Below are 12,817 nucleotides of genomic sequence, written 5' to 3'. Positions count from 1 at the left end.
TCATATTGTAATACAATTATACTAACATACTTCTGTCTTAAAAAGAATAGTGCGTCCCTCTATTGAGAAACGCACCGTAAAAAAAATTATCGAACCAGGCAAGGCTTTTTAGGATCAAACTTCCAGTTCGGAACCAAGTACTGCATACCAATGGCATCATCGCGGGAGCCAAGCCCTTTTTGTTGATAAAGCTGATGCGCTTTCTCAATCCGTTCCATATCAATTTCCACTCCAAGACCCGGTTTCGTTGGTACATCCACCATGCCGCCGACAATCTTGAATGGCTCTTTGGTTAGACGCTGCCCGTCCTGCCAAATCCAGTGGGTATCAATCGCTGTAATTTTCCCCGGCGCCGCTGCTGCAACATGGGTAAACATCGCCAGTGAAATATCAAAGTGGTTATTGGAGTGTGAACCCCATGTCAGACCCCATTCATGACACATTTGGGCAACGCAAACGGAGCCCTGCATCGTCCAAAAATGTGGATCAGCAAGCGGGATGTCAACAGACTGAAGCTGAATCGAATGCCCCATTTGCCGCCAATCTGTCGCAATCATATTCGTGGCAGTCGGGAGACCTGTTGCCCGTCTAAATTCGGTCATGACCTCGCGGCCGGAGAATCCATCTTCTGCACCGCAAGGATCTTCCCCATACGCTAAAACATGGTGTTGGTCCCGGCAAAGCCGAATCGCGTCCTTTAATAACCAGCCGCCATTTGGATCAAGCGTAATGCGAGCTTCAGGGAAGCGCTCCGCAAGCGCCGTTACGGCTTCAATTTCTTCTTCGCCCCTTAGTACGCCGCCTTTTAATTTGAAATCATTAAATCCATAGCGCTCCCGGGCAGCTTCTGCCAAACGCACAATTGCTTCCGGTGTTAATGCTTCTTCATGACGAAGGCGGAACCAGTCATCTGCCGCATCCGGTGCACTTAGATAATCAAGATCGGTTTTCTTTCGATCTCCTACATAAAATAAGTACCCTAACATTTCTACTTTGTCGCGCTGCTGGCCTTCACCGAGAAGAGCCGCTACAGGAACTTGTAGATATTGTCCGACTAAATCAAGAAGTGAAGCCTCTAATGCCGTAACCGCGTGAATCGTGGTACGGAGGTCAAAGGTTTGAAGTCCTCTACCTGCCGAGTCTCGGTCCGCAAATTGGTTGCGAATCGTAGTTAAAATATTTTTGTATGTACCAATCGATTGGCCAATCACGAATGGTTTCGTATCTTCGAGGGTCTGGCGGATTCTTTCGCCGCCTGGAACTTCTCCGACTCCGGTATTTCCTGCATTATCCTTTAGAATGACAATGTTGCGTGTGAAGTAGGGGGCATGGGCGCCGCTCAAATTAAGAAGCATGCTGTCATGTCCAGCAACGGGAACCACCAGCATTTCTGTAATAATCGGTGTACTTGTTTTTTTAGCGTGTTGAACGAATTGTGCTTCCATATCTTTCACTCCTTTTAGTAGTTGAACCTTTCTTGCCTTCTTTCAAAAAGGGACCGGTTACAAAATATGAAAGAAGAGGCGGTAAACATCTATTTTTCCAAATGGTAAGACAAATAAAATTGTTTGTCAATCATTTGATTTTTAAATTTCTGAAAATAAGTAATTGACCGATTAATTTATTTGTCTTACAATAAAACAAACGAACAACCAAACAAAAAGGAGGAACAAGGATGACGACAACACGTAAGGCTCCAACAGGAATTTTGGGATTTCCAGTTGCGCCTTTTACCGAAAACAACCAACTTGATGAAAAAGGACTTGCTACCAATATTCAATTTTTATTAGATGAAGGGCTTGAAGCAATCTTTGTAGCTTGTGGAGCTGGAGAATATCAATCAATAAGTAAAGAAGAATATGAAGCAATGGTCGATGTGGCTGTAGCTGTTACAGGAGGAAAGGTACCTGTATACACAGGAGTTGGCGGCAATATTCAAACTTCCTTAGAGTTCGCGAAGATCTCTGCAGATAAAGGGGCCGATGGCTATTTGATCCTGCCTCCATACCTAGTGGCTGGGGAACAGGCAGGCTTAGCGGGTTATTTTAAAACGATTGCGGAAAGTACCGATTTAAATGCAATTGTCTATCAGCGCGATCAGGTTTCTTTATCCGTTTCTGCATTGGAAGCGTTAGCAGAAGTCCCTCAGGTCGTCGGAGTGAAAGATGGCTTAGGAGATATGGAGTTAAATACGATTTTGACCCAAACATTTGGAAAGCGGTTTAGCTGGCTCAATGGAATGCCATTAGCAGAACTAACCATGCCGGCATACGTGCCACTTGGCTTTGACTCTTACTCCTCCGCGATTTCGAATTACATCCCGCACATCTCGAGGAAATTTTACGAAGCGCTATTGAACGGGGAGCAGGTAGTCGTACAAGACATATTACAACAAGTGATCTTACCTATTAATAATATTCGCCGCCAGCGCAAGGGCTATGCGGTATCACTGATTAAGGCCGGTATGGAAATTGTGGGATTGCCAGTAGGAGAAACAGTAAGACTGCCAATTCTTCCGGTAGAAAAAGAACATTATAGAGAACTAGAAACGATTTTGAAAAAAGCAATCGATCTTTATCCAAAAAACATACTCGTTCAATCCATAAAAGGAGACTTATAGATGACCACAACTGTTCAAACAAAAACCTATCTTAACTATATTAACGGTGAATGGATCGCTTCAGCTTCCAATGAAGTAGAGAAAAGTATCAATCCGGCAGACCAACAGGAAATTGTCGGTTATGTCCAAAAATCAACCGAGGATGATTTGAACCGTGCGGTCAACGCCGCAAAACAAGCGAAAGAGAACTGGCGCAAACTTTCAGGCGCGGCGCGCGGCGAGTACCTCTTTAAAGCAGCGGCAATTCTTGAAAAACGGATCGATGAGATTGCTGAATGCGCAACAAGAGAAATGGGGAAAACCTTTGCGGAAACAAAAGGGGAAACTGCCCGCGGGATTGCCATCCTGAAGTACTATGCTGGGGAAGGAATGCGCAAGGTGGGCGATGTGATTCCATCCACTGACAGCAGCGCACTAATGTTTACTACACGTGTTCCGCTTGGGGTTGTAGGGGTGATTACACCATGGAACTTCCCGATTGCGATTCCGATTTGGAAAATGGCACCGGCACTTGTATACGGAAACACCATTGTCGTCAAGCCTGCAACGGAAACCGCTGTTACCCTTGCAAAAATCATCGAGTGCTTTGAAGAAGCAGGTTTCCCTGCTGGTGTCGTGAATATGGTCACAGGACCAGGAAGTGTGATTGGACAAGGGATCGCCGATCATGAGGATATTAACGGGATTACCTTTACTGGTTCAAACGGTGTCGGAAAAAGAATTGGGCAGGCCGCCTTACAGCGCGGGGCCAAATACCAGCTGGAAATGGGCGGGAAAAACCCTGTGATTGTGGCAGCAGATGCCGATCTTGACCTCGCAGTAGAAGCCGTCATTGCCGGTGCCTTCCGTTCCACTGGTCAAAAGTGCACAGCAACTAGCCGAGTGATCGTGGAACAAGGAATTTACGAAGAATTCAAAGAAAAGCTTGTGCAAAAAACACAAGAGATTACAATTGGAAATGGACTCGACAGCACGGTATGGATGGGGCCGAGCGCAAGTGAAAGCCAGCTCAACACCGTTCTATCCTACATAGAGAAAGGGCTTGAGGAAGGCGCCGAACTGCTAACCGGCGGAAAACGCGTGGTAGAAGGGGATTTGGCGAACGGCTTCTATGTAGAACCAACCATCTTTGATCACTGTACAGAGGATATGGCGATTGTACAGGAGGAAATCTTTGGACCTGTCATTGCTTTGCTGAAGGCTGAATCAGTTGAAGAAGCCCTAAAGATTGCGAACAATGTACAATATGGCCTGAGCGCTTCGATTTTTACCACAAATATTCAGAATCTGCTATCCTTCGTCAGCGATATGGAAGCAGGGTTGATCCGGGTCAATGCAGAAAGTGCAGGGGTTGAATTGCAGGCTCCATTCGGGGGCATGAAAAACTCCAGCTCGCATTCCCGTGAACAAGGGGAAGCCGCAAAAGAGTTCTTTACATCGATTAAAACGGTTTTTGTAAAATAAGAAACTACTATTATATGAAAGGGGAGAATCGAAAAGTTGAAAACGACGGTAAAAGAAACACCTCTTTACATTCAAGTAGATCAAAAAGACAATGTAGCGATTGTCGTGAATACAGGGGGATTGGATTCCGGAACGGTTTTCTCCTGTGGACTGGAACTGAAAGAAAGAATTCCGCAAGGGCATAAAGTAGCCTTAACCGATTTCCAGGAAGATGATGCGATTATCCGCTATGGAGAAGTAATTGGATATGCAGCTGCCTTCATTCCGAAGGGCAGCTGGGTGGAAGAGTCGTTAGTGAAACTGCCATCATCCCCCAATTTAAAAGAGTTGCCGATTGCCACACAAGTGCCGGGAGCTTTGCCGGCGCTTAAAGGCTATACGTTTCAAGGGTTTCGGAATCCGGACGGCAGTGCCGGAACCAAGAATATCTTAGGAATTACCACAAGCGTTCAATGTGTGGTCGGTGTTCTTGATTTTGTTGTTCGAAAAATAAAAGCAGAGATTTTACCGAAGTATCCGAATGTGGATGATGTTGTGGCCTTAAACCATAGTTATGGATGCGGGGTGGCAATCAACGCCCCTGAAGCAGTAATTCCCATTCGAACGATTACCAACCTAGCCAAACACCCGAATTTTGGGGGAGAAGCAATGGTCATTGGTCTGGGATGTGAGAAGCTCTCTCCAATTCGAATCACTCCAGACAGGAATGAAGCCGATATCCTCTCCCTTCAAGATCAGCAGGGGATGATGGGCATGGTTCAATCGATTATGGAGATGGCGGAAGAGAGATTAATCCGATTAAATACAAGGAAACGGGAAACCTGTCCAGTTTCCGATCTCGTCATCGGCCTTCAATGCGGGGGAAGTGACGCCTTCTCAGGTGTCACCGCGAATCCAGCCGTTGGTTATGCCGCAGATTTATTGGTTCGCTCTGGTGCAACGGTCTTATTTTCAGAGGTAACCGAAGTACGAGATGCGATTCATTTATTAACACCGCGCGCCGTCAATGAAGAAGTAGGAAATGCGTTAATTCGTGAAATGGAATGGTATGATCAGTATTTGTCCAGAGGAGAAGTAGATCGATCGGCGAATCCGTCTCCGGGGAATAAAAAGGGTGGATTAGCCAATGTAGTGGAGAAATCATTGGGTTCGATTGCAAAGTCAGGGAAAAGTCCGATTTCCGGCGTCCTTGCACCTGGTGAAAAGGCGAAGGAAAAAGGGTTACTCTTTGCCGCCACACCTGCCAGTGATTTTGTCTGTGGAACCTTACAGCTCGCTTCAGGGATGCATCTTCAAGTGTTCACAACCGGAAGAGGAACGCCATACGGACTGGCAATGGTCCCCGTCGTGAAGGTGGCTACCCGTAACGCATTGGCAGAGCATTGGGATGATTTGATTGATATCAATGCCGGCACGATTGCAACTGGGGAAAGAACCATCGAAGAAGTCGGCTGGGAGATTTTCCACTTTATTTTGGAAGTGGCAAGCGGTCAAAAGAAAACATGGACAGAGCATTGGGGATTGCACAATGACTTAGCCTTGTTTAATCCAGCTCCGATTACGTGAAAATACTAAAAAAATGAACCATACAGGTGTAAAGTTACACATCCAAAATGGTTTATCTGTGATACTCAGTCTTTTACCTGCGATGCTTTAAAAATCAACAATCTACAAACGACATGAGTATTTTTCTTCTGAAAAATCTCCTGTCGTAAACTGCATACGAAATTGATAGCGCTGTCACTGGACTTTTTAAAAAATGAATCAAGCCAGGAAGGATGGTATGGAATGAGAAGACAAGGATCCCCCATCATCACAGATATGAAAGTGATTCCCGTTGCCGGATATGATAGTGCACTGCTGACACTAAGCGGCTGTCATGGACCTTTTTTTACCCGTAATATTGTCATCTTAGAAGATGAAACAGGAAATAAGGGAATCGGTGAGATTCATGGCGGCGAAGACATTACGAGAATGCTAGAAAGCTATCGCCCGTTTGTCGTAGGCCAAGAAATTGCCAACTATCGAGGCTGCCTTACGGCCATAAGGAGCGGAGGCTTAAGTGTAAAAGGTGACTCTGGTGAAGGGTTACAAGGATTAAATTTAGCCAATTTGAAATTTGTCGTCCAGGCAGAAGCAGCGGTTGAATGCGCGATGATGGACTTACTCGGAAAATTTGTAAATCAGCCCATCGCCGCTCTGCTCGGCGATGGTGGTCTGCAGCGGACAGAGGTTCCTTTCTTAGGATACCTATTCTATATCGCAGATAGTGAAAAAATGAATCTGCCTTATTTACGCGAAACCGAATGGAAGGATGAGTGGGATCGTGTAAGACGAATGGAAACCTTAACGGCTGAAGGAATTGTTTCTCAAGCAAAAGCAGCCCATCGCCGTTATGGATTTACGAATTTCAAATTAAAAGGCGGGGTCTTGAGCGGCGACGAAGAAATGGAAGCGATTCAAGCGTTACATGAAGCCTTCCCTGAGGCAAGAATCAACCTCGATCCAAACGGGGCTTGGTCCTTAGAAGAAGCCATAAGGCTTTGCAAAGGAAAGCATGATATTCTAGCCTATATTGAAGACCCATGCGGTCCTGAAGCTGGATTCTCGAGCCGTGAGATCATGGCTGAATTCAAGGATGCAACAGGTCTGCCTATAGCGACCAATATGATTGCAACCAATTGGCGGCAATTCCATCATGCAGCTGCACTTAGAGCAGTGGATATTGTGTTAGCTGATCCTCACTTCTGGACATTAAATGGAAGCATTCGGATGGCGTATCTATTGAAGGACTGGGGATTAACATGGGGGTCCCACTCCAATAACCACTTTGATATTACATTGGCAGCGTTTGCACAAGTAGCAGCTGCAGCACCAGGAAATATTTCGCCGATCGATACCCACTATATTTGGCAGGATGGTCAGGAATTATGCGACAATCCGATGCAAATAAAGGATGGAGTCATTAAACTGCCGGATCGACCAGGTTTGGGTGTGGAAATCAATATGGATAAAGTCATGATGGCCAATGAATTATATCGTCAATTACCTTACCACGATCGTGATGATACCATTTCGATGCAATATCTCATTAAAGATTGGCAATACCATTCCAAGCAACCGTGTTTGGTGAGATAAAATATGCCTTTCGTCCAAAACATCTTAGTTTGAAAACAACAATGACCATCAATAAAGCTTAAATATTATAGTAGATACGTGTTTTCAAAGAATAGGAGGAAAGTTAATGAATAATAGCAGTGCTCAACGGATTAGCCCAGAGGGACAGAACCTTAAACAAACCAGAGTCAGGTATTTGATCCTTACCATGTTATTTATCGTTACCATTATTAACTATATTGACCGTTCTGCTCTTGGTATCGCTGCTCCTGTCATGCGAGAGGACCTCGCTTTTGACGCGGTAAAAATGGGAATTGCTTTTTCAGCCTTTAACTGGGCTTACACGATTTTTAACATCCCAGGCGGATGGCTGCTCGACCGATTTGGAGCACGAAACGTCTATGGAATTGCCTTATTATTATGGTCCGCTTGTACATTTTTTCAAGGATTCATCAGCACTTTAGTAGGATTATTCATTTTAAGATTCTTAGTTGGAATCATGGAAGCTCCATCCTTTCCAGGAAACAGCCGATTAACCACCATGTGGTTTCCGCAGCATGAACGTGGAAGGGCCGTATCGATTTATAACTCCGCACAATTTTTTGGATTAGCCCTTTTTACACCCGTTATGACATGGATTTTAAAAGATTTTGGCTGGAGTCATGTATTTTGGGTATCAGGAGGAGCAGGGGTCCTGATGGCAATCCTATGGTTTAAGTTTGTCCGTGAACCTTATAATCATCCACGTGTCAATCAAGCAGAAATTGATTATATTAATTCAGGCGGTGGACTCGCCAATGAAGAACAAAAACGAAAATGGAAATGGTCTGATGTCCGCTTATTGTTGACCAACAGACAAATGGCTGGAATTTATATTGGCCAGTACGCAATGAATACAATTGTATGGTTTTTCTTATCTTGGTTCCCTACGTATCTTGTAGAAGAGAAAGGCTTGACACTTATTCAAACAGGTTTTGCCGCATCAATCCCGTATGTGGGAGCATTTTTTGGAGGGCTTTTCGGAGGATTTATTTCTGACGCCCTATTGAAAAGAGGAAAATCACTCGCTGTAGCACGTAAAACACCAATCATTGCGGGATTTCTATTATCGAGCAGTATCGTATTAGCGAACTACACTTCAAATATTTCGATTATTATCATTATTATGACTTTATCCTTTTTCGCAAAAGGAATGGCAGGAATTACGTGGTCCCTTGTCGGTGATATGGCACCGAAAGAATTGGTTGGTTTAACCGGCGGTATCTTCAATACAATCGGGAATACGGCAGGAATTGTTACACCATTAGTGATCGGATTAATATTCGCTAAAACCCATTCCTTCAACGGCGCCCTCATCTTTGTCGCCAGCGTCATGATGATCGGAGCACTAGCCTACATCTTCATCGTAAACAAACCGGAAAGAATTGAACTAGCAGAGAACAAATAGTAGCTTTCGACAAAAATCGGGCGGTGCCAGGCACCGCCCGATTTTTGTCGAATCATTTGTATGAAAAATATACCTTCGGGAAAAATTAACAGAAAGAGAGGAAGGTGGAGTATGTGCCCCGATGTGTTTGAAGCTATTAAGAATGTGGTGCAATCGTTGGTGGACGATGAGCCGAAATCGCCCTTACATGTTGGTGAGGTGATGTCATGCTGGTTATTTTTAGCTTTAAGCGCGGAGACGCAGGTACAGACGGAAGCAGGAATGAACAGCACAACCGACCCAGAATTAAGAAAAGCCCTTCATGAAGCAGTAGAAATGTTTAAAGCGCAGAAAGAGAAGCTTACAACTTTTTTGCGGTTAGAAGGAGTACCCTTGCCACCCACAAGTGAATCCAAACCTATCTCAGATCCAAATAGTGTCCCGCTCGGTGTCAAGTTGACGGATAACGAACTTGCAAACAGCCTAAGGAAAAAAATCACGATGGCGATTACCAACTGTTCCGCTGGTTCAGCCCAAACAATTCGTACCGATGTTGGAATCATGTGGGGGAAATTTTTACAGGAACATATAACCTTTTTAACAACACTTAAATCGCTGATGCGAAAACGAGGGTGGCTCAAAGCTCCACCGCCGTATCATCCACCAGGTTCCCCGAATACAGGAAGGTGAGAAATGTGCCAGACCTATTAGAAGCTGTTAAAAACATAGTTCAATCCTTAATGGACGATGAGCCAAAACCACCCCTGCATGTTGGTGAGGTTATGTCTTTCTGGTCATTCCTTTCTGAAATAGCGGATGAACAAGTACATTCAGAAGCAGGGATTAACAGTACAACGGACCCTGAATTAAGGAAAGCCTATCAAGAAACGATAACCATGCTAAAATCACAGAAAGAAAGAATGATCGCCTTTTTACGATCAGAAGGAGTACCTTTACCGCCTTTAAGTGAGTCGAAACCCATTTCAGACCCAAATAAGGTACCCCCCGGCGTCAAGTTAACCGATGATGAACTTGCAAACAGCATTGGTATTAAAATGTATTTAGGTGTTTCCTATTGTGCTGCCGCGATCAATGAGTGCGGACGGAATGACGTTGGTATAATCTGGGTAGAATTTTTAGAGGAATACATGACATTTGGATCTAATATGAAAGCCCTTCTGAAAAGACGAGGGTGGCTGAAAGTTCCACCCCTCTATTATCCCCCCGGTTTACCGAGTCAATGACAGCAGCTGTCCTAAAGGGATGGCTTTTTCTTGTCGAACAGTATAGTTGAAAATCACGTATCTTTTTACTGCTTTCGATCGTTTAATTATAAAAGCATGTTGATGAATGGGGGAAGTACGATGGAAAAGGTTCTTATTCTTGGTTCGAGTGGTCTTGTTGGGAGGGCTTTATCGGATGAATTGAAGGATGGTTTTGACGTATATGGAACTTATTCAACAACGTTACCCAGTCTCCCGGATGGTAAGCAGTTTCAATTGGAAGTTAAGCAAACCGATAAGCTAAAGGAAATCATCCATGCAATCAATCCTGGCATGGTGATATCGTGCCTTAGAGGAGACTATGATCATCAGCTAAAGTTTCATAAAGAATTGGCTTCGGAATTACACAATAAGGATAGTCGTTTGTATTTCATTTCTACCACAAATGTATTTGATGACGACTATTCTAGACCCTACACCGAAACAGATCTACCTTTTTCCCAATCCGATTATGGAAACTTCAAAATTGAATGCGAAAAGATGTTGAGAGAAACTTTAGCTGAGCGAGCCATGATTATCCGAATCCCAGCGATATGGGGGAAGGATTCTCCAAGATATCATGCAATCAAAGAAAGTATAAAGAGTCAAAAAGTGATCGATGTGTACAGCAATCTCGTTTGTAACAATCTTTTAGATATTCAGTTAGCCAAGCAACTCCGATTCATTATTGAAAATAAGCTAAAAGGGATTTTTCACTTAGGTTCAGTGGATGGGATGACGCAGGGACAGTTTTATGAACAGATTATAAGCAAGCTTGGGAGTAAAAAAAGCCTATTAAACTATCACTTGTTTCAGGATAAGGCCGACACTTTTTATTTTGCATTGAAATCAAATCGAAAGGATATGCCAAGCTCTCTTCAAAGTACGAATATGGATATTATATCTTACCTGCTGGGATAAACGGGGTTGCTGAAGCAGCCCCTTTATCATTGACTGACAGTAATAGGAGGTATTTTTTTACATCTATTGAATAAGTAATAGTATTCCTTGAAAGTGGGTGGCATGATGAATCAAAACGAATATGAATGGGTCCGACAAACCCGCGGCACACTATTAGACTTTTGTGCGCAACTAAATCCCAATGATTTTACTCACCAACATGGCTTCGCTTTGCAAAGTGTACGAGACACATTGATACATATAGCAGATTGTTACTATGCATGGCTAGGCTCATTTGTTTTAGAAAAGACAAAGAAGCCGATTACTCCTAAGGAGGAACGGGATCAATTCCATTTGGAAAAAATAAAAGACCGTTTCGAACAGGTAGATTCGATTGTAAATGAGGTATTTGAACTTCCTAGAAATCAATTAAATGAGATGATGGAAAAAAAGATCCCTTGGAGAGAGGCACCAGAAACGCTATCCATCACGCCTGGAAAATTGCTCATGCATACCATTACACATGAATTTCATCACAAGGGGCAAATTGTCGCCATGCTTCGCCAGATGGGGTATGAACCCCCGAACACCGATGTATTAGGGACAGAAGATTAATTTAGTTCCATAATCATTAATAAAAGGGACCGATATTATAACCACATAGATTATATGATTTTAATCACTCCAGCTAATTCTAATTGTAAATATAATTAAATTGGAATTTTATAATTTAAGATTTAAGGAGTGTTTAAAAATGGAACCTCAAGTATACGGCTTTTTTATGCCAAATGAAAATTTAATTGGTATCGGAGCAGCAAAACAAGTTGGTCAAAAAGTAAAAGAACTTGGTGGAACAAATGTCTTGATTGTAACAGGAAAAGTGGTTGAAAAATTGGATTTCACCCAATCAATCGCTGAATCCATTCAAAAAGAACACATACCTGTAAGCCTTTTCTCAGATGTAGAACCAAATCCAACAGATAAAAATGTAGAAGATGGGGTTAACTTCCTAAAAAAGGAGAACTGTGACTTGGTTGTAGCAATAGGTGGGGGGAGTTCACTTGATTGCGCAAAAGCAATTTGCCTAGTTGCTGCAAATGGAGGAACTATCCATGACTATGCTGGAATCGACTTATCTCCATCACCTATGCTTCCTCTCATCACAGTTAATACAACAGCAGGTACAGCTAGTGAAATGACAAGAATAGCTGTTATTACCAATACGAATAGCTCTCAAAAAATGGTCATAGTAGATAAGCATATTACACCTAATCTTTCTATTAATGACCCACAACTTACAGAAAAATTACCAGCCAATTTAACAGCAGAAACTGGAATGGATGCATTAACACATGCAGTTGAAGCATTTATGTCAATTTTGGCGACTCCTGTAACAGATGCATGTGCCCTACAAGCTATTCGATTAGTTGGCCAACATCTAAGAAACGCAGTGAAAAATGGTGAAAATTTAGTTGCTCGTGGAGGGATGACAAACGCCCAATTTTTAGCTGGAATGGCCTTCAACAACGCCCTTCTTGGTTATGCACACGCAATTGCTCATCAACTTGGAGGAGTTTATAATTTGCCGCATGGTCTTTGCAATGCTATTCTTTTACCTCATATCGTAAAGTTTAACTTGGATGCAAAACCAGAAAAAGCAACTGAGATAGCAATTGCACTCGGCGAAAAAGTTAATGATTTATCGCCAATGGAATCAGCAGAAAAAGCGGTATCAGCAATTAAAAAGCTTGCCCAAGATGTTGGGATTCCTAATAGATTATCTGAAATTGGCGTAAAAGAAGAAGATCTTCTAATGTTAGCTGAACTATCTATGAAAGACCCATGTGCATTATTTAACCCGAAAAAAGCATCACTAGATGACATCGTTTCTATATTAAAGGCCGCATTCTAATTAAGAATTTAAATTGCCCATTAACTAAACTGTAAACAAGGTTACCAAATTGTTCTATTTCTCTAACTAAACTGTAAACAAGTTATAATAAACTAAATAAGTTCTTAGAACCAATT

At 43.0% G+C, this 12,817-nt stretch carries 11 protein-coding genes; 10 read left to right on the top strand and 1 reads right to left on the bottom strand.

Features of this window, described 5'->3' with window-relative positions; genetic code table 11:
* Nucleotides 1-86 precede the first annotated feature (86 nt).
* A complete protein-coding gene (gudD, locus tag ACFQZ9_RS12430; protein ID WP_498944034.1) occupies nucleotides 87-1,445 on the bottom strand; it encodes a glucarate dehydratase in 1,359 nt (452 codons plus the stop codon).
* A gap of 230 nt (nucleotides 1,446-1,675) precedes the next feature.
* Here gudD and kdgD point away from each other — a divergent pair, with 230 nt between their 5' ends.
* The 10 genes from kdgD to ACFQZ9_RS12380 all read left to right on the top strand — a co-directional run bounded on the left by kdgD (nucleotide 1,676) and on the right by ACFQZ9_RS12380 (nucleotide 12,701).
* Nucleotides 1,676-2,620, top strand: coding sequence for a 5-dehydro-4-deoxyglucarate dehydratase (gene kdgD / locus ACFQZ9_RS12425; RefSeq protein WP_498944033.1), 945 nt, complete (start codon nucleotides 1,676-1,678; stop codon nucleotides 2,618-2,620).
* Nucleotides 2,621-4,084, top strand: a complete 1,464-nt coding sequence (gucD, locus tag ACFQZ9_RS12420; protein ID WP_498944032.1) for an alpha-ketoglutaric semialdehyde dehydrogenase GucD — start codon at nucleotides 2,621-2,623, stop codon at nucleotides 4,082-4,084.
* Between the two features lie 36 nt (nucleotides 4,085-4,120).
* The gene (gene garD / locus ACFQZ9_RS12415; protein WP_498944031.1) at nucleotides 4,121-5,650 is read left to right on the top strand and encodes a galactarate dehydratase; all 1,530 of its coding nucleotides are present in this window, start codon (nucleotides 4,121-4,123) and stop codon (nucleotides 5,648-5,650) included.
* 222 nt (nucleotides 5,651-5,872) lie between these two features.
* Nucleotides 5,873-7,222 carry a glucarate dehydratase family protein gene (locus ACFQZ9_RS12410; RefSeq protein ID WP_498944030.1) on the top strand — a complete coding sequence of 450 codons (1,350 nt, stop codon included), beginning with the start codon at nucleotides 5,873-5,875 and terminating at the stop codon, nucleotides 7,220-7,222.
* Between the two features lie 106 nt (nucleotides 7,223-7,328).
* Nucleotides 7,329-8,648 carry an MFS transporter gene (locus ACFQZ9_RS12405; protein ID WP_498944029.1) on the top strand — a complete coding sequence of 440 codons (1,320 nt, stop codon included), beginning with the start codon at nucleotides 7,329-7,331 and terminating at the stop codon, nucleotides 8,646-8,648.
* Nucleotides 8,649-8,759: 111 nt separating this feature from the next.
* A complete protein-coding gene (locus ACFQZ9_RS12400; protein ID WP_498944028.1) occupies nucleotides 8,760-9,317 on the top strand; it encodes a YvdQ family spore coat protein in 558 nt (185 codons plus the stop codon).
* Nucleotides 9,318-9,322: 5 nt separating this feature from the next.
* Nucleotides 9,323-9,871, top strand: a complete 549-nt coding sequence (locus ACFQZ9_RS12395) for a YvdQ family spore coat protein (protein ID WP_498944027.1) — start codon at nucleotides 9,323-9,325, stop codon at nucleotides 9,869-9,871.
* A 120-nt stretch (nucleotides 9,872-9,991) separates the two neighbouring features.
* On the top strand, nucleotides 9,992-10,810 hold the full coding sequence (locus ACFQZ9_RS12390) for a Rossmann-fold NAD(P)-binding domain-containing protein (protein WP_498944026.1): 819 nt from the start codon (nucleotides 9,992-9,994) through the stop codon (nucleotides 10,808-10,810).
* 105 nt (nucleotides 10,811-10,915) lie between these two features.
* Nucleotides 10,916-11,404: a DinB family protein gene (locus ACFQZ9_RS12385; protein ID WP_498944025.1), complete on the top strand. Its 489-nt coding sequence runs from the start codon at nucleotides 10,916-10,918 to the stop codon at nucleotides 11,402-11,404.
* Between the two features lie 139 nt (nucleotides 11,405-11,543).
* Nucleotides 11,544-12,701 (top strand): iron-containing alcohol dehydrogenase, encoded by a 1,158-nt coding sequence (locus tag ACFQZ9_RS12380; protein WP_498944024.1) that lies wholly within the window; start codon nucleotides 11,544-11,546, stop codon nucleotides 12,699-12,701.
* Nucleotides 12,702-12,817 lie beyond the last annotated feature (116 nt).

It is taken from the genome of Neobacillus sp. GCM10027624, assembly GCF_042675345.1.
GTDB classification, from domain to species: domain Bacteria; phylum Bacillota; class Bacilli; order Bacillales; family Cytobacillaceae; genus Neobacillus; species Neobacillus cucumis_D.
This window is presented reverse-complemented; position numbering and strand designations above follow the sequence as displayed.